Source organism: Streptomyces sp. NPDC014764, from assembly GCF_043082785.1.
GTDB classification, from domain to species: domain Bacteria; phylum Actinomycetota; class Actinomycetes; order Streptomycetales; family Streptomycetaceae; genus Streptomyces; species Streptomyces althioticus.
The window spans coordinates 1-15,503 of the sequence record NZ_JBIBXY010000024.1; the positions used below are offsets into that span (position 1 = coordinate 1).

Consider the following 15,503-nt stretch of genomic DNA (forward strand, 5'->3'; position numbering starts at 1 on the left):
GCGATCCCCGCAACTACCTGGCCTTTCTCGGCCTCGCCGCCGCCCTGTGCTGCTACAAGCGGCTCATCCGCCTCACCACGTAGGACACGGTCTTAGGCGGGTCTGATTGCCGGGCCGGTCTCGGCGAGGCGGCCGTCTACGACCAGGCGGCCGGCCGCCGCCGGTCACCTGGTGCGCTCGGTGTGGCCGTCGTACTCTTCGCGGGCGGTGATGACTTCTGTGATGTGGCCGGGTCTCCGCCTCCAGCCGGGCGATCGGTGGACTCCCCGTCCGACCCGCTGCCCGTCCTCCGGCCTCGGCGAACGGAAGCGGGTGCGCCGTCGAGAACGGCAGCCACCGTTTTGCGGGCCCGCGATGAGTTACAGCTCGGTCCGGAGTCCTCAGGTGCGTCCACTTTCCGCGCGCGTCTGGAGACACCTTGAAGCTCTTGCTCACATCGGGCGGCGTCACGAACCCGAGCATCCGGTCGGCCCTCGTGCAGCTTCTCGGCAAGCCGATCGACGAGTGCCGTGCCCTCTGCATCCCGACGGCACAGTGGGGTCACCCGATGTGCGGTCCTACGTCGGTCCGGGGCCTCGCCGCCGCGGAGCCGCTGTGGCAGCACCTGACCGGCCTGGGTTGGGGGACGCTCGGCGTCCTCGAACTCACCGCCCTGCCGACCATCGGCACGGACCGATGGGTCCCCTGGGTCCGGGACGCCGACGTGCTCCTGGCCGACGGCGGCGACGCGACCTACCTGTGCCACTGGATGCGGGAGTCCGGGCTTGCGGATCTGCTGCCGTCGCTGCCGGACACGGTCTGGGTGGGAGTGAGCGCCGGAAGCATGGTGATGACACCGCGCATCGGCACGTACTTCGTCGAGTGGCCGTCCGCCCCGGACGACCGCACCCTGGGAGTCGTCGACTTCTCGATCTTCCCGCACCTGGACGCGTTCCCGCAGAACACCATGGCCGACGCGGAGCGCTGGGCCGCGGACATCGGCGTCCCGTCCTACGCCATCGACGAGCAGACGGCCGTGAGCGTCGTCGACGGGACCGTCGACGTCATCTCCGAGGGGCGGTGGGCGAAGTTCGGGTCGTAGCCGCCCATCGATCGGCCCGGCTCACCGCCCGTCCTGACAGCCGTCAGGAGAGCCCTGCTTCAGCCGGTCGCCTCCGGTTCCACCGTCGGGCGGCCATGCCGCCACTCGTACGCGCCGAGTGACGTCTTGACCACCTCTTGCGGGTACGCCTCGCGTACCCCGGCGAGACGACTCCGTTGGTCGGCGGTCCAGGCCGGCGGCAGAGGCGTCAACGGGACGGTGACGGTGGCTCCTCCGGCCGGTTCGTCATGGACGGAGACAAAAAGGGCACCGGCCGTCCGGGTGAACTCCAGGGACGGGGTTCTGCCGGAGTCGAGCCACCTGGCGGGTTCGCCGGCCTCCAGGCGCGCCAAGGTCTCCTCCCAGTCCTCCAGGTCTTCGGGGAGCAGGGTCACCGGGTAGGACGCGCTGTGGTTCTGACCGGTCGTCACGGAGATCTCGGCATCGAGGAAGTCGTGGCCGGTCAGGATGCCGGGCTGGGCGCGGCCCAGGATGACTACCGAGACGCTTCGGCCGCTGTCGTCGGCCAGGTGGATCAGGATGAGCATGGGGGCATCATGCCGGGCCCTGAGACACCACGGCCCACGGCGTCCGCGAGGGCGGCCGTGGGCCGTGGAGGGGGCGGGGTCAGGCCGCCAGGGGGACCTGGGTGCCCGGGGTCGCGCCCGGGTACGCCTCGGTCACGCGGTTCAGTTCGCGCTGCATGTACCAGACGTTGATGCCGAAGGCGAAGGCCAGCCAGGTGCTCGCGGCGGGGCTGCACGTCACCTGGAGACCGGCCGCGCGCTGCGCGTTCGCGATCGCCTTGCCGGTGTTGTGGAACGAGATCAGCGGGGCGATCAGGGTCCAGCCCAGGAAGAGCAGCACCAGCAGGCTGCCCGCGGGGCTGAGGTCCTGACGGCGGTCGTACTCGTTCAGCTCCTTGTGGATCTTGTAGTACCAGACCAGCTGGTAGATGCCGAACGTGATGATCGGAAGACCCAGCCACACTGCGACGGGGCCGCGGCGCTTCATGGCCAGTCCCGACAGGGGGGCCGCGGTGTCCGGACCGGCTTCGGTGGTGGGCTGTGTGTCGGCCATGGCGGCGCTCCAGGTGCGAGTGCGGAGTGATGCGTACGGATCGGTAGTGATCTCGGGCCGCGCCAGCATGGCAAGAAGTAAAGGCTACGTGAAGATCCGTGATGGTTTCATGGATGCTTTTGTCATGCACTCGTGATCAAGTGCTACACCCGCCGAGGTCAGACGCGCGTGCGCCGGGCCCGGACGTGGCGGACGCCGAGGGCCGTCAGGGCGGCGAGGGTGACCAGGCCGGTGGCCAGGTTCACGACGAGGGGCGCCTGGGCGACGGACGAGACGAGGTTCGCCACGCCGCTCACGGCCACGAGGGCCCACAGGGCCGTGTGGGTCGTGGAGTTGTCGGACGCCTTGGGGTGGGTGGTCGTCATGGTGCCTGCTCCTAGCGGGAGTTCGGACGCGATTTCGTGGTGTCCACGCTAGGAAGCGGGGCGTTCACCGTCGCGCCGGGAGGCACCCGTTTCCGCGGTACAGCAGGCTGTACCGTCCGCCGCCTCAACGCTCGTGCGGCACTCCCGGGCGACCGACCGGAACGACGGTGAGGAGGTCGTCCAGCCCCTTGAAGTCGTCGGGGTTCGTGGTGAACAGCGGCAGGCCCTCGGCCACGGCGATCGAGGCGATCATCAGGTCGGCGATCCGACGGCGCGGCCTGCGGCCTGCGCTGATCACCGCCGCGCAGATGCGGCCGTAGATGCGTGCGGCTTCGGCGCCGAAGGGGATGGGGTCGAATTCGTTCTCGGCGCGCTGGAGGACGTCCACTCTGCGGGCGCGTTCGACGTGCTCGTCGTAGGCGCTCTGCTCGTCGTTGCGGCGAACCTCGTGCGGGCCGGCCGACAGTTCCGTCAGTGTGATGGCGGTGATCGCCATTTCGTCCGGCAGTTCCTCGGGATCGACCCAGCGCCGAAGGATCACGATGTCGGTGTCGAGGAGCCCCTGCTCGTAGGTCGTGCGCTCAGCGGGCATACGGGTCGTCCAGATAGGTGTCCGCCGTGGCGTCCTGGTCGACGCGGAAGGTGTCGATATCGATGTCCGCAGCCGCCTTGGACATCGCGGCGAACTCCCGGCGCGAAACGAAGCGACGGCGCCTGTGCAGCGGAACGAGCTGCCCGATCGGGTGACCGTCGCGGGTGACGGTGAACGACTGACCACTCTGTATGGCGTCCATGATCTCCCGGGACCGGTTCCGCAGGTCCCGCTGGGTGATTTCCGGCTGAGCGCTCATACCCGACGGCAGCAAGGTGTGGCACCAGGTGCCACACCTTGCTGTGGACTGCCGCTCAGCCCCGCGCCAGCAGCTCCAGCGTGTCGATGACCCGGTTGGAGAAGCCCCACTCGTTGTCGTACCAGGCGACCACCTTGACGTGGCGGCCGTCGACGCGGGTGAGGGCCGAGTCGAAGATGGACGACGCCGGGTTGCCGGTGATGTCCGAGGAGACCAGCGGGTCCTCCGAGTACTCGAGGACGCCGGCCAGCGGGCCCTCCGCGGCCGTGCGGTACGCGGCCAGCACGTCCTCGCGCGTCACGTCACGGGAGACCGTCGTGTTGAGCTCGACGATCGACCCCACCGGCACCGGCACCCGGATCGAGTCGCCGGACAGCTTGCCGTCGAGGTTCGGCAGCACCAGGCCGATCGCCTTCGCGGCGCCGGTCGTGGTCGGCACGATGTTGACGCCGGCGGCGCGGGCGCGGCGCGGGTCGCGGTGCGGGCCGTCCTGGAGGTTCTGCTCCTGCGTGTAGGCGTGCACGGTCGTCATGAACCCGTGCTCGATGCCGGCCAGGTCGTCGAGGACGGCCGCCAGCGGCGCGAGCGCGTTGGTGGTGCAGGACGCGTTGGAGACGATCGTGTGCAGCTCCGCGTCGTACGCGTCCGTGTTCACGCCGTACGCCAGCGTCACGTCCGCGCCGTCCGAGGGCGCGCTGACCAGTACCTTCCGCGCGCCCGCGTCGAGGTGGGCGCGGGCGGCCTTGGCCGAGGTGAAGCGGCCGGTGGCCTCCAGCACGAGGTCGACGTCCAGCTCGGCCCAGGGAAGCTGAGCCGGTTCGCGCTCGGCCAGCACCTTGATCCGGCGGCCGTCCACGACGAGCGTGTCGCCGTCGACGCTCACCGGGCGTCCGAGGCGGCCGGCGGTGCTGTCGAAGGCGAGCAGCCGGGCGAGGGCGGCCGGCTCGGTCAGGTCGTTGACGGCGACGACCTCCAGGGCGGTGTCCCGCTCCAGCAGGGCGCGCAGCACGTTGCGTCCGATGCGGCCGAATCCGTTGATGGCGATGCGAGTCATGAGTGGTGTCCCTTCCTCTCGTCATCCAGGCTCGCGCGCCGCCGACGTCGCTGCCAGTGGCGGGAACGCCATGGTTCACAAGTATCCCGCCAGGCCCGCGAGGGCCCTCTACTCCCCCCGCGTGAACGTGCGCCGGTACTCGCTCGGCGTCGTCCCGAGGATCCGCTGGAAGTGCAGCCGCAGATTCGCCCCGGTGCCGAGCCCGGTGTCGGCGGCGATCTGCTCGACGCTGCGCTGCGAGCGTTCCAGCAGCTCACGGGCCAGGTCGACGCGGGCGCGCATCACCCACTGCATGGGCGTGTAACCGGTCTCCTCCACGAACCGCCGGGAGAACGTCCGCGGCGACACCCCCGCCTGCCGCGCCAGCACCTCCAGGGTGAGCGGATCGCCCAGCCGGTGCAGCGCCCACTCCCGCGTCGCCGCGAACCGCTCCCCGAGCGGCTCGGGCACGCTGCGCGGCACGTACTGGGCCTGGCCCCCGCTGCGGTACGGCGCCGCGACCAGCCGCCGGGCCGCGTGGTTGGACGCGGCCACCCCGAGGTCGCCGCGCAGGATGTGCAGGCACAGGTCGATCCCGGAGGCGGCGCCCGCCGAGGTGAGCACGCTGCCCTCGTCGACGAACAGCACGTTCTCGTCGACCTTGATCCGCGGATACCGGGCCATGAGGGCGCGCGCGTAGTGCCAGTGCGTGGTGGCGCGCCGCCCGTCCAGCAGGCCGGTGGCGGCCAGCGCGAACGCGCCCGTCGAGATCGCGGCGAGCCGCGCGCCCCGCTCGTGCGCGGCGACCAGCGCGTCGACGACGGCCGGCGGCGGGTCCTCCCGGTCCGGGAAGCGGTATCCGGGCACGAAGACGACGTCGGCCCACTCCAGTGCGTCGAGGCCGTGCGAGACGGCGTACGCGAGACCGTCCCCGCCGGTCACCAGGCCGGGCGCCGCCCCGCACACCCGCACCTCGTACGGCATGCTCGCGCGGGTCGTGAAGACCTGCGCGGGGATCCCGACGTCGAGCGGCTTCGCGCCCTCGAGCACCAGGACGGCGACACGATGCAGACGGGGAGCGGGCACGGAGAAAGCGTACGCGGCGCATCGCCGCAGCCCTCTTACGGATGCATCCGCGCCCCCTTCAGCACCTTGTCCACCGCGTTCCTCGGGCCGTGCACCGCGAGACCCACCAGGTCCAGGTCCGCAGTAGCCACGGCCCGGACCGCCGCGCGGTTGGCGTCGTCGTGACCGGTGGCGAAGAGGTCGGAGGTGAAGACCGCGCGCGGCAGGGCGCGGGACAGGGCGCGTTCGTGGGCCGCCCTCAGGACCTCCTTGGCGCCCTGGAAGACCAGCACCGGCTGGCGGAACATCGGCAGGTACGGCACGCCGTCCGCGTCCTCGTACGGCTGCCCGATCAGCTCGGGGAGCTGTGTGCCCAGGCCGCTGACCAGGAACGCGGTGACGTTGAGGCGCTGCCAGGGCTCCAGGTCCTCGCGCAGCAGGACGGCGATCTTCGTGTCGAAACGGGTGCTCGTGCTCATGCCGTGAGACTGCCGTCCGGCGCTGTCCCCGGTCTTGTACGTTGTTTGCATGCCCGCCCCGGCATCCCCGCCCCCGGAACCGGCGCCCACGAGCGTCTCCGCCTGGCGGCCCTCCGTCCCCGGTGTCGTCGAGGTGTTCCACGCGCGGTTCACCGAGTACGCCTATCCGATGCACGTCCACGACGCCTGGACGCTGCTGATCGTCGACTCCGGCGCCGTGCGGTACGACCTGGACCGGCACGAGCACGGCACCCCGGACGACACCGTGACCCTGCTGCCGCCGCACGTCCCGCACAACGGCGAACCGGCCACCGCCGAGGGCTTCCGCAAGCGGGTGCTGTACCTGGACTCCAGCCGGCTCGACGACGACCTCATCGGGGCGGCCGTGGACCGCCCCGACCTGCGCGATCCGCTGCTGCGCCGGCGCGTCGGGCAGGTGCACTCCGCGCTGGTGCGGCCGGGGGACGAACTGGAGGCGGAGAGCCGGCTGACGCTGGTCGGGGAGCGGCTGCGGGAGCATCTGGAGTCGCGGGAGCCTGCCGCGCCCCGCCGCCCCGACCCCGTACTGGCGCGGAGGCTGCGGGAGTTGCTCGACGCGCGGGTGGCCGAAGGGCTCACGCTGGCGGAGGCGGGCTCCGAGCTGTCGGCCCATCCCGCCCATCTGGTAAGGGCGTTCAGCACCGCGTACGGCATCCCGCCGCACCAGTACCTGATGTCCAGACGGGTCGGGCGGGCGAGGCGGCTGCTGCTGGAGGGGTGGCCGCCGGGCGACGTCGCGGCCACCGCCGGGTTCTACGACCAGGCCCACCTGACCCGGCACTTCCGCCGGCTGGTGGGGGTCACTCCGGGGCGGTACCGGAGCGCCGGACACCCTTGAGGAAGCACTCCGCCGGGGGTCCGCATACGCGAAACCCCCGCGGCGCGGTCGGACCCCTGTGTCCGGGGCCCGGATCGGGGCAGGTCAACAGCCCGTCCCCGCACACCCGTTCGGACCGCCAGAGGTCGGTCGCGGGGCGTCAGTCGTCCGAGGGCCGTTGCAGCAAGTGCGTGAACGCGTCCAGGTTGCGCGTGGACTCGCCCCGGGCCACGCGCCAGGCGTACTCCTTGCGGATCGCGGAGGCGAAGCCCAGCTCCAGCAGGGTGTTGAAGCTTCCGTCGGCGGCCTCCAGGACCTGTCCGAGCAGCCGGTCGAGCTCCTCGGGGGTGATCGCGGGCAGCGGCAGGCGGCCGGTGACATAGATGTCGCCGAGCGGGTCGACCGCGTAACTCACCCCGAACAGCTTGAGGTTGCGCTCCAGGAGCCAGCGGTGGACGCCGGCCTCGTTCTCGTCGGGGTGACGGATGACGAAGGCGTTGAGGGACAGGGTGTGCCGGCCGACGATCAGGGAGACCGTCGTGGACAGCTTGCGGGTGCCGGGGAGTTTCACCACGTAGTTCCCGGGGGCCGGGCTCTCCCACTCCAGCTCGGCGTCCTTCAGCACGCTCTCGACGACCCGTACCGCCGCCCGCTGCTCCGCTTCCGTGTCAGCCATGGTGGGAGCGTACGTGACGGCGATGGGCCTGGGTCGCGGCCGTGTACACGTCGGCCGTGGCGGCGGCCGCGGTGTCCCAGCCGAAGGACTGGGCGTGCCGGGCGGCGGCCTCACCCATGCGCGCGGCGAGCTCCGGCCGGTCGGCGAAGTCGCGCAGGACGCGCGCGTACGCGGCCGGGTCGTGGCCCTGGATCAGGAAGCCGGTCTCCTCGTCGCGCACGGCGACCGGCAGGCCGCCGACGGCCGCGGCGAGCACCGGGGTGCCGGACGCCTGCGCCTCTATGGCGACCAGTCCGAACGACTCGCTGTACGACGGCATGACCAGCACGGACGCGGCGCGGAACCAGTCCGCGAGCTCCTCCTGCCCGACCGGCGGGTGGAAGTGGACGACGTCGGCGATGCCGAGCCGCGCGGCGAGCTTCTGCAGCCCTTCCGGCTTGGCGAGGCCGCTGCCGCTGGGGCCGCCGACGACGGGAACGCAGACGCGGGAGCGCAGCTCGGGCCGTTCGGCGAGCAGCTCGGCGACCGCCCGCAGCAGCACGTCGGGGGCCTTGAGCGGCTGGATACGGCCGGCGAAGAGCGGGATCAGCGCGTCCTGGGGCAGCCCCAGGCGGGCGCGGGCGGCGGCGCGGCCGTCGGCGGGGCGGAAGCGGCCCAGGTTCACGCCGGGGTGGACGACGGCGACCTTGGCGGGGTCGGCGGCGTAGTGGTGGACGAGCTCGCCGGCCTCCTCGGTGGTGTTGGCGATGAGCCGGTCCGCGGCGGCGACGATCTGGGTCTCGCCGATCACTCGGGCGGCGGGCTCGGGTGTGTCGCCGTCGGCGAGGTTGGCGTTCTTGACCTTGGCCATGGTGTGCATGGCGTGCACCAGGGGGACGCCCCAGCGCTGGGCGGCCAGCCAGCCGACGTGGCCGGAGAGCCAGTAGTGGGAGTGGACCAGGTCGTAGTGGCCGGGACGGTGCCCGGCCCAGGCCTGCATCACGCCGTGGGTGAAGGCGCACAGCTGGGCGGGCAGGTCCTCCTTGGCCAGTCCCTCGTAGGGGCCCGCGTCGACGTGCCGGACGAGGACGCCGGGCGCGAGCTCCACGACGGGCGGGAGGGCGGCCGTGGTGGCCCGGGTGAAGATCTCGACCTCGATGTTGATCGCGGCGAGCCGCTGGGCCAGCTCCACGATGTAGACGTTCATGCCGCCCGCGTCGCCGGTGCCCGGCTGGTGCAGCGGCGAGGTGTGCACGGAGAGCATCGCCACGCGGCGTGGCCTGCGGTGCAGCCGCAGCCGCGGCGGTACGGCGGGAGAGCGCCGCCCGAGCCTCGCGATGTACTGGCTCACGTGGCGTTCCTCCTCGCTGCGGGCACGGCTGGGGGAGGGCGTACGACCCTCGGCGACTCCAACGTCGGAAGATTGCGTTCCCATTTCCGCGGGACGCCGTCGACGGCGGTCTTTACCGAATCTTGGCCTGGGGTAGCTCAACCGTTCGACCGTGTGGCGCGTGCCCGTGGCGGCGCACGCGCCGCGATCCGGGGGCGGGTACCCCCGTACCCTCGTCCTCATGACACCGCGTCCCGCTTCCGCCCCCGTGGGCACGGTGACGCGCGGCACCACCAATCCCAACCGGCTGCGCCGCATGGACCGCTGGATCGCGGCCGCGCACGGGGCCGAGCTGCGCCGCGCCGCCGACCCCCTCGCCGTCGACCTCGGCTACGGCGCGGCGCCCTGGACCGCGCTCGAACTGCTGCACCGGCTGCGCACGGCGGCCCCCCGCACCCGGGTGGCGGGCGTGGAGATCGATCCGGCCCGGGTCGCCTCGGCACGGCCGTACGAGCGGGAGGGGCTGGCGTTCCTGCGGGGCGGCTTCGAGATCCCGGTGCCGGGGAGCCCGGTCCTGGTCCGCGCGGCGAACGTGCTGCGCCAGTACGACGAGGGGGAAGTCGCCGGCGTGTGGCGGCGGCTGTGCGCGCGGCTCGCCCCGGCCGACCCGGCGACCGGCTCGCGCGGCGGGCTGCTGGTCGAGGGCACCTGCGACGAGATCGGACGCCGGCACGTGTGGGTCGCGCTCGGCCCCGAAGGGCCGCGCACGGTCACCTTCGCCACCCGGCTCGGCTCCCTGGAACGCCCCTCCGACCTGGCCGAACGACTCCCCAAGGCGCTCATCCACCGCAACGTCCCCGGCGAGCCCGTGCACGCATTCCTGCGCGACTTCGACCGCGCCTGGGCCGCCGCCGCGCCCTACGCCTCCTACGGCGCGCGCCAGCGCTGGATCCGGACCGTGCGGGACCTCACGGCCGACTGGCCGGTGGCGGACGGCCCGGCACGGTGGCGGCAGGGCGAAGTCACCGTGCGGTGGGGGGCGTTGGCGCCGCGCGGGTGGTGAGAGCACCGGAGGTCCAGCCTCCACTTGTATCGGCCGGGAACGATCGGCCCAGGCCGTTCGTCACATCGACCGGGACGACGGTCGTACGGGGACCAGCGGGACGGAAGGGGTGTTGTCCACACCCCCTGTCGTTTCTCGCTCATTGATGGCAGCATCCCCCCGGACACGAAAAGTTACTGACGATTAACCAGGCGGGGGTGCACGCATGGGGGCAGGCAAGCGCGGAGTGCTGACGGCGGCCGTGACCGTGGTCTGCGCGGTCACCGTACTGGCCGTGCCCGGTGCGGCGTTCGCGGCGCCCGCTCCCCCGCCCGGCCCGGGCGCGACGGCGAGCCCGGATCCGGGCACGACGGCCAGCGTCACCGTGGTCACCAGCGACGTCGAGCTCGAGGCCGTCCGCAAGAGGCTCGACAAGCTCTACCGCGCGGCGGCCAAGGCCACCGACGAGTACAACGCGGCCGAGGAGAAGGCCCGGCAGCAGACCGCGCAGGTCGTGCGGCTGGCGAAGAAGATCGTCGAGGGCCGGGAGAAGCTGGACGACCTCAAGGACCGCGCGGGCGCCGCGGCGGCCGCGCAGTACCGGGGCGGCGGGCTGCCCCCCGAGGCGCGCCTGGTGCTGAGCGACGACCCGCAGGACTTCCTCGACGGCGCCGGCCGGGTCCGGCAGGAGCAGCACGCGACCAAGGGACTGCTCGGGGAGATGACGCGCACCCAGCGGGACTTGGAGGAGTACGCCGAGGACGCCCGGGAGCAGATGCGGAAGCTGGAGGCGGGCCGCAAGGTCAAGGCCGCCGCGCAGAAACGGATCGAGACGCAGATCGAGGCGGCCGAGAAGCTCGAGGCCGAGCTCGAGCAGGAGGAGAAGGAGCGGCTGGCCCGGCTCGAGCGGCAGGCCGCCGCCCGCGCCCAGGCCACCTGGCTGAGCTCCGGCGTGCTCGACGATCTGACCTCGAAGGCGACCGCGCAGGGCCGCAAGGCCGTGGCGTACGCCACGGCGCAGATCGGCAAGCCCTACCAGTGGGGAGCGGAGGGTCCGAACACGTTCGACTGCTCCGGGCTCACCTCGCAGGCGTGGCTGGCCGCGGGGAAGACCATTCCGCGCACGTCGCAGATGCAGTGGCAGCACCTGAAGCGCGTCGCCGTCGAGGACATGCGGCCCGGCGACCTCGTCATCTACTGGGCCGACGCCAGCCACGTCGGGATGTACGTGGGCGACGGCGTCATGGTCCACGCGCCCCGGCCCGGCCGGACCGTGACGCTTGCCGGGGCCGGTTCGATGCCCATCCTGGGCGTCGTACGGCCCGATCCGGCCGCCGAGTGACGTCCGGGGGCGCTGCCCCGCGTCCCCAACGGCCCGGTGGCACCGGCCACGTGACCCACCGCACGTGGATCTCGTGGCCAACGCCCCGTGGACGTGACGTTCGTCATCCCCACGGCATCTCCGGCCTGTCCAACTGCGGTAGCAAACGCGGCATATGACAGCGGCCGTTGGCCGGGCGGCGTGGTTCACACCATTCCGCTGCGGCGCGGTCACCCGCTATGGTCCCCGTTCGAAGGGGCATCCCCTGCCCGCCCAAGCCAGACGCACGCGGGGGACAGGGCCGAGATCCGTCGCCCCCGCCATGCCCTCGGGGGGAGGGAAGGAACCCGGAACAATGCCCGCACCCGTACCGCGGCAGAGAGCGATCCCGGCCGCGGAAGGTGGTCAGGGAACGGTCGCCGCACCGAACGAGGCCGCACAGGAGTTGCCCGAGAACCGGACGGCGGCCGTCGACGCGGCCACCCCGTCCGACACCGAACCGGCGAAGACCACGACCACCACGACACCCGCGCAGCTCACCCTGCTGCTCATCGAGGACGACCCGGGCGGCACGCCGATCGTGCCCGACCTGCTCGACCAGGCCGGGCGGCCGATTCGCATCCGCACCGCCCGCAACCTCACCGAGGCCGAGCGGCTGCTGACCGACGACGTCCACTGCATCCTGCTGGACCTGGCGCTGCCCGCGCCCGGCCGGGCGGACGACGGCGACGAGCTGACCGTCCTCCGGCACGTCCTGGAGCTGGCGCCCCGGCACGCCGTCCTCGCCCTCACCGGCGCGGACGACACCGAGCGCGGCGCCGAGGCCGTGCGGGTCGGCGCGCAGGACTACCTGGTCCGCGACGAGCTGGACGGGCGGCTGCTGAGCCGCGCCATCCGCTACGCGGTGGAGCGCAAGCGGTCCGACTCCGCGGAGCGGCGCCTCGCCGAGGGCCGGCTGCGCGCCCAGGAGAACCGCCGGCTCGAGCGCGGCCTGCTGCCGACGCCGCTGCTGGACGGCTCCCCGCTGCGGTTCGCCGCCCGCTACCGGCCCGGCCGCTCACGCGCCCTGCTCGGCGGCGACTTCTACGACGTGGTCCGCACGCCCGACGGCACCGTGCACGCCATGATCGGCGACGTCTGCGGGCACGGCCCGGACGAGGCGGCGCTCGGCGTGGAGCTGCGCATCGCATGGCGGGCGCTGACCCTGGCCGGGCTGTGCGGTGACCAGCTGCTGAGCACGCTGCAGCAGGTGCTGGAGCACGAACGCCCGGACGACGAGATCTTCGCGACGCTGTGCACGGTGGACATCGCGCCGGACGGCCGCCGCGCGGGGCTGTGCCTGGCCGGCCACCCGTCGCCGCTGCTGGCCCGCCCCGGCATGCCAGCAAGGCTCCTGCCGTACGACAACAACGGCCCCGCCCTCGGAGTGCTGCCCGGCGCCCGCTGGCCGCGGATGCAGGTGGAGCTGGGCGCCGAATGGAGCCTGATGCTCTACACCGACGGCCTGATCGAGGGCCGCGTCGGCGACTCCGGGGAGCGGCTGGGCCAGGACGGCATGGTGGACCTGATCCGCCGCAGGCTCTCCGAGGGTCTGAGCGGGGAGGAGCTGCTGCGCACGGCGGTCAATGAGGTGCGTGACCTCAACGGGGGCGAGCTCACGGACGACGTGGCGGTACTGCTGCTGGACCGCACCCGGTGACGGGCGTCGGCCGAGGTTCCGGGCCGGCCGCGTCCCGTCCTCAGCCGTTCGCGCAGTTCCCCGCGCCCCTGAAGGCGCTGCGGTGAGCGCGCCCTGAAGGGGCACGGGGAACTGCGCGAGAAACCACGACGCACCCGCGGATGCGACTCAGGGCGACGGGTTCCGGTCACCGACCGCCGTTGTACGGCCCGTACGGACCGTCGCTGCTGGAGCCCTTGCGGGCCCGGCCGCCGCCGGGGAGCGACCTCAGGGCCGGACGGACGTCGACCATGTACACGATCGTCGCGATCAGACCGATGATCGGCAGGAACGACAGGATGTTGAAGATCAGGTTCACCACGAAGGCGAGACCCAGGACGATCAGCCAGAACGGCTTGGTCTTCTTGTCCGCGGCCCGGTAGGCGTCCTCACGGCGCGTGGCGGCGTCGATCAGCGCGAAGCCGCTGAACACGATCAGAGCCATGCTCAACAGCCACAAGAAGTTAGCGAAGCCCTGCATCAGCACTACGTCCACCACCCGTAATCGGCTCGTCCACCGCGCCGTCGTCCTTGCCGCGCCGCCGACGGGCGCCACGTCGTCCTACCGCCGTCACCGTACCCGCATCCGCCGGTCGGCTACCCGATGAACGGGCCGGGCACCGCGTAAGTGCCCGGCCCGTGCCGTTCCGTCCCGTTTCAGCGGGCTGCGACACCGCTCACTTGGCGGGCGGGGTCGTCTTCTTCGCCGTGGCCTTGCGGGCCGCCGGGGCCTTCTTCGGGGCGGCGGGCTTCTTCGCGGCGGCCTCGGCGGGCTTGGCGTCCGCCGGCTTGACCTCCGTGACCCTGGCCTCGGCCGGCTTGGCCTCGGCGGGCTTCTCGGCCGTCCTGGCCTCGGCCGGAGCGGCCGCGGGCTTCGGCCGGGCCGGCGGCTCGACGGCCACCGCGATGTCCTCGATGCCGTCGGCGGCGTCGCCGCGCCAGGTCTTCACGGCCTGCTCACCGTGCTCGGCGAGCTTCTCGTAGGTCTCGCGGGCCTTGACCGCGTACTCGGCGGCGACGCCCACGCTGCGCAGCGCCAGGTCCTGGGCGGTCTCGCCGAACTTCTTCAGGTCGGTGTCGATCGTCCCGAACAGCTCGTTGGCCTTCGCCTGCAGGGTCTCCTGCGTCTCCCGGACCCGGACGGTCACCCGCTCCTGGACGGCCTTGGGGTCGGTGTTGCGCACGGCGTCGATGCGGGCCGGGGCCTCGGTGCGCAGCTGCTCCACCAGGGCCGGCACCTTCCTGGCCTGCTGCATCGCAAGATCGGCGGTGCCGGCGGCGAAGTAGAGCGGCTTGGGGTCGCTGAAGGTCTTGCGCAGGTCGTCGGTGATGGCCATGGTGATGGTCCTCCCGGATGTCGTGTTCGGCTGAGGGTCTGTGTGGTCCGTGGCGGGCGCCCGGCGCCCTGGCCGGCTCAGCCGGCCGTCCGCCGCGGACCGTTGTCGTCACCGCCGGCCTCGTGGCCGGGGCGCTCGGCGGGTCTGCCGCCCGTGCCGGCGGAGGCCTGCGTACCCGGCCCGGGCCCGACGGCTTCCACACCCGGCCCGGGTCCGACGGCTTCCACCGCACCGTCCTCGGTGCCCGCGAAACCGTCCTCGGTGCCCCCGAATCCGTTCTCCTTGCGGAAGGACTCGTAGATCTGGAGGAGCACTTGCTTCTGGCGCTCGTTCAGCGTGGGGTCGGCGAGGATCACGGCGCGCGTCTCGACCTCGTCCCGGTCGCGCTCGGCGTCGAGGATCCCGGCGCGGACGTACAGCGTCTCGGCGGAGATGCGCAGCGCCTTGGCGACCTGCTGGAGCACCTCCGCGCTGGGCTTGCGCAGCCCGCGCTCGATCTGGCTCAGGTACGGATTGGACACCCCGGCGGCATCGGCGAGCTGCCGCAGCGACAACTGCGCGCTGCGCCGCTGCTCGCGCAGATACTCGCCGAGTCCGCCGACGTTCAGGGATGCCATGCCCCCACCATGACGCACCGCGCTAACTATTGCAAGCAACCTGCTTGCAAGAGTGCGCTCCCTCTCCGCGCGGCCCGCGAGGATTACGCTCGCCTCCGTGCCCGAGCCTCCCACCGACCCCCGCCTGCGGGCCCTGATCGACACGCTCCGGCCGGGGGCCGTGCGAAGGGTGAAGGTCACCGGGTTCGACGGAGCGGACGTCCTGGTGCGTCTCCCGGACGGCGAAGGGGACTCCTGGACGGGCCGGATTCCCGGGCATGAGGCGTCGATGCGTCGGACGGGACACCCGTCCGAGCTGTTCGAGGCCTGCCGGGAACTCGACGCCGAAGAGATCGGCCGCCTGCGCGGAGGTCGGCTCCACCTTTCCGCCAGGGCGTGCGAGACCCCGGCCCTGCGGTCCTTCCTCCTCGGGCTCGCACCGGGGCAGGTGGTCGCCGGCACGGTCTCCGCGGTCCACGACATCGGGATCTTCGTCCATGTCGACGGCGAACCGGACGGTCTGTGCACCGGCTTCCTCAGGGTGCCGGACCTGGCACGGGACCGGATCGGCCACCCTTCCGAAGTGGTCGCGGCCGGACGGCGGATCACCGCCGGGGTGATCATCGCCGACACGCGCTCCGGGCAGGTCACCCTCTCGCCGAAAGGTGCCGGGAAAGCCCGCTGTTGACCTTCAC

The 15,503-nt window shown here is 72.4% G+C and carries 19 protein-coding genes; 6 read left to right on the plus strand and 13 right to left on the minus strand.

Annotated features, from left to right (window positions below):
* Window positions 1–418 precede the first annotated feature (418 nt).
* Complete coding sequence (locus ACF1AG_RS32025; RefSeq protein ID WP_359599550.1) at window positions 419–1,081, plus strand: Type 1 glutamine amidotransferase-like domain-containing protein; 663 nt, start codon at window positions 419–421, stop codon at window positions 1,079–1,081.
* 59 nt (window positions 1,082–1,140) lie between these two features.
* On the opposite strand, the gene ACF1AG_RS32030 is transcribed toward ACF1AG_RS32025, so the two are convergent.
* From ACF1AG_RS32030 to ACF1AG_RS32065, 8 genes are all read right to left on the minus strand, one after another.
* Window positions 1,141–1,629, minus strand: a complete 489-nt coding sequence (locus ACF1AG_RS32030) for a DUF5959 family protein (RefSeq protein ID WP_359599548.1) — start codon at window positions 1,627–1,629, stop codon at window positions 1,141–1,143.
* 79 nt (window positions 1,630–1,708) lie between these two features.
* Entirely contained in the window at window positions 1,709–2,161 is a 453-nt protein-coding gene (locus tag ACF1AG_RS32035; protein ID WP_359599547.1) for a DUF4234 domain-containing protein, read from the minus strand.
* Window positions 2,162–2,319: 158 nt separating this feature from the next.
* The gene (locus ACF1AG_RS32040) at window positions 2,320–2,526 is read right to left on the minus strand and encodes a hypothetical protein (RefSeq protein WP_359599545.1); all 207 of its coding nucleotides are present in this window, start codon (window positions 2,524–2,526) and stop codon (window positions 2,320–2,322) included.
* Between the two features lie 124 nt (window positions 2,527–2,650).
* Window positions 2,651–3,118, minus strand: a complete 468-nt coding sequence (locus ACF1AG_RS32045) for a type II toxin-antitoxin system VapC family toxin (protein WP_387798757.1) — start codon at window positions 3,116–3,118, stop codon at window positions 2,651–2,653.
* Window positions 3,108–3,377 carry a type II toxin-antitoxin system Phd/YefM family antitoxin gene (locus ACF1AG_RS32050; RefSeq protein WP_387798759.1) on the minus strand — a complete coding sequence of 90 codons (270 nt, stop codon included), beginning with the start codon at window positions 3,375–3,377 and terminating at the stop codon, window positions 3,108–3,110. The genes ACF1AG_RS32045 and ACF1AG_RS32050 overlap by 11 nt, the downstream gene beginning before the upstream one ends.
* 55 nt (window positions 3,378–3,432) lie before the next feature.
* Window positions 3,433–4,431: a type I glyceraldehyde-3-phosphate dehydrogenase gene (gene gap / locus ACF1AG_RS32055; protein ID WP_359599540.1), complete on the minus strand. Its 999-nt coding sequence runs from the start codon at window positions 4,429–4,431 to the stop codon at window positions 3,433–3,435.
* A gap of 108 nt (window positions 4,432–4,539) precedes the next feature.
* Window positions 4,540–5,496, minus strand: coding sequence for a helix-turn-helix domain-containing protein (locus ACF1AG_RS32060; protein WP_359599538.1), 957 nt, complete (start codon window positions 5,494–5,496; stop codon window positions 4,540–4,542).
* A gap of 35 nt (window positions 5,497–5,531) precedes the next feature.
* Window positions 5,532–5,954: a DUF2000 family protein gene (locus ACF1AG_RS32065; RefSeq protein WP_387798764.1), complete on the minus strand. Its 423-nt coding sequence runs from the start codon at window positions 5,952–5,954 to the stop codon at window positions 5,532–5,534.
* 49 nt (window positions 5,955–6,003) lie between these two features.
* Here ACF1AG_RS32065 and ACF1AG_RS32070 point away from each other — a divergent pair, with 49 nt between their 5' ends.
* Entirely contained in the window at window positions 6,004–6,831 is an 828-nt protein-coding gene (locus ACF1AG_RS32070) for an AraC family transcriptional regulator (RefSeq protein ID WP_359747231.1), read from the plus strand.
* A 139-nt stretch (window positions 6,832–6,970) separates the two neighbouring features.
* Here ACF1AG_RS32070 and ACF1AG_RS32075 read toward each other — a convergent pair whose 3' ends face one another.
* Together ACF1AG_RS32075 and mshA are read right to left on the minus strand one after the other, a co-directional pair.
* Window positions 6,971–7,486 (minus strand): YbjN domain-containing protein, encoded by a 516-nt coding sequence (locus ACF1AG_RS32075; RefSeq protein ID WP_359599534.1) that lies wholly within the window; start codon window positions 7,484–7,486, stop codon window positions 6,971–6,973.
* A complete protein-coding gene (gene mshA, locus ACF1AG_RS32080; RefSeq protein WP_359599532.1) occupies window positions 7,479–8,816 on the minus strand; it encodes a D-inositol-3-phosphate glycosyltransferase in 1,338 nt (445 codons plus the stop codon). The genes ACF1AG_RS32075 and mshA overlap by 8 nt, the downstream gene beginning before the upstream one ends.
* Before the next feature lie 220 nt (window positions 8,817–9,036).
* On the opposite strand from mshA, the gene ACF1AG_RS32085 reads away from it, so the two are divergent.
* From ACF1AG_RS32085 to ACF1AG_RS32095, 3 genes are all read left to right on the plus strand, one after another.
* Window positions 9,037–9,858, plus strand: coding sequence for a class I SAM-dependent methyltransferase (locus ACF1AG_RS32085; protein ID WP_359599531.1), 822 nt, complete (start codon window positions 9,037–9,039; stop codon window positions 9,856–9,858).
* Between the two features lie 205 nt (window positions 9,859–10,063).
* Entirely contained in the window at window positions 10,064–11,179 is a 1,116-nt protein-coding gene (locus ACF1AG_RS32090) for a C40 family peptidase (protein WP_391810853.1), read from the plus strand.
* 334 nt (window positions 11,180–11,513) lie between these two features.
* Window positions 11,514–12,857 (plus strand): fused response regulator/phosphatase, encoded by a 1,344-nt coding sequence (locus tag ACF1AG_RS32095; RefSeq protein ID WP_359599529.1) that lies wholly within the window; start codon window positions 11,514–11,516, stop codon window positions 12,855–12,857.
* A 166-nt stretch (window positions 12,858–13,023) separates the two neighbouring features.
* Here ACF1AG_RS32095 and ACF1AG_RS32100 read toward each other — a convergent pair whose 3' ends face one another.
* The 3 genes from ACF1AG_RS32100 to ACF1AG_RS32110 all read right to left on the minus strand — a co-directional run bounded on the left by ACF1AG_RS32100 (window position 13,024) and on the right by ACF1AG_RS32110 (window position 14,829).
* The gene (locus tag ACF1AG_RS32100) at window positions 13,024–13,356 is read right to left on the minus strand and encodes a DUF2516 family protein (protein WP_359577532.1); all 333 of its coding nucleotides are present in this window, start codon (window positions 13,354–13,356) and stop codon (window positions 13,024–13,026) included.
* A gap of 196 nt (window positions 13,357–13,552) precedes the next feature.
* Window positions 13,553–14,212: a hypothetical protein gene (locus tag ACF1AG_RS32105; RefSeq protein ID WP_359747245.1), complete on the minus strand. Its 660-nt coding sequence runs from the start codon at window positions 14,210–14,212 to the stop codon at window positions 13,553–13,555.
* Between the two features lie 77 nt (window positions 14,213–14,289).
* Complete coding sequence (locus ACF1AG_RS32110) at window positions 14,290–14,829, minus strand: helix-turn-helix transcriptional regulator (RefSeq protein ID WP_359599526.1); 540 nt, start codon at window positions 14,827–14,829, stop codon at window positions 14,290–14,292.
* A gap of 97 nt (window positions 14,830–14,926) precedes the next feature.
* Here ACF1AG_RS32110 and ACF1AG_RS32115 point away from each other — a divergent pair, with 97 nt between their 5' ends.
* Window positions 14,927–15,496, plus strand: coding sequence for a S1 RNA-binding domain-containing protein (locus ACF1AG_RS32115; protein WP_359599524.1), 570 nt, complete (start codon window positions 14,927–14,929; stop codon window positions 15,494–15,496).
* The last annotated feature ends 7 nt before the right edge of the window (window positions 15,497–15,503 follow it).

Bases quoted from the DNA above. Each gene is read 5' to 3' on its own strand.
- ACF1AG_RS32040 (WP_359599545.1), bottom strand. From the start codon at position 2,526: ATGACGACCACCCACCCCAAGGCGTCCGACAACTCCACGACCCACACG.
- ACF1AG_RS32110 (WP_359599526.1), bottom strand. From the start codon at position 14,829: ATGGCATCCCTGAACGTCGGCGGACTCGGCGAGTATCTGCGCGAGCAG.
- ACF1AG_RS32035 (WP_359599547.1), bottom strand. From the start codon at position 2,161: ATGGCCGACACACAGCCCACCACCGAAGCCGGTCCGGACACCGCGGCC.
- ACF1AG_RS32105 (WP_359747245.1), bottom strand. From the start codon at position 14,212: ATGGCCATCACCGACGACCTGCGCAAGACCTTCAGCGACCCCAAGCCG.
- ACF1AG_RS32050 (WP_387798759.1), bottom strand. From the start codon at position 3,377: ATGAGCGCTCAGCCGGAAATCACCCAGCGGGACCTGCGGAACCGGTCC.
- ACF1AG_RS32030 (WP_359599548.1), bottom strand. From the start codon at position 1,629: ATGCTCATCCTGATCCACCTGGCCGACGACAGCGGCCGAAGCGTCTCG.
- gap (WP_359599540.1), bottom strand. From the start codon at position 4,431: ATGACTCGCATCGCCATCAACGGATTCGGCCGCATCGGACGCAACGTG.
- ACF1AG_RS32095 (WP_359599529.1), top strand. From the start codon at position 11,514: ATGCCCGCACCCGTACCGCGGCAGAGAGCGATCCCGGCCGCGGAAGGT.
- ACF1AG_RS32065 (WP_387798764.1), bottom strand. From the start codon at position 5,954: ATGAGCACGAGCACCCGTTTCGACACGAAGATCGCCGTCCTGCTGCGC.
- ACF1AG_RS32070 (WP_359747231.1), top strand. From the start codon at position 6,004: ATGCCCGCCCCGGCATCCCCGCCCCCGGAACCGGCGCCCACGAGCGTC.
- ACF1AG_RS32075 (WP_359599534.1), bottom strand. From the start codon at position 7,486: ATGGCTGACACGGAAGCGGAGCAGCGGGCGGCGGTACGGGTCGTCGAG.
- ACF1AG_RS32045 (WP_387798757.1), bottom strand. From the start codon at position 3,118: ATGCCCGCTGAGCGCACGACCTACGAGCAGGGGCTCCTCGACACCGAC.
- ACF1AG_RS32100 (WP_359577532.1), bottom strand. From the start codon at position 13,356: ATGCAGGGCTTCGCTAACTTCTTGTGGCTGTTGAGCATGGCTCTGATC.
- ACF1AG_RS32090 (WP_391810853.1), top strand. From the start codon at position 10,064: ATGGGGGCAGGCAAGCGCGGAGTGCTGACGGCGGCCGTGACCGTGGTC.
- ACF1AG_RS32085 (WP_359599531.1), top strand. From the start codon at position 9,037: ATGACACCGCGTCCCGCTTCCGCCCCCGTGGGCACGGTGACGCGCGGC.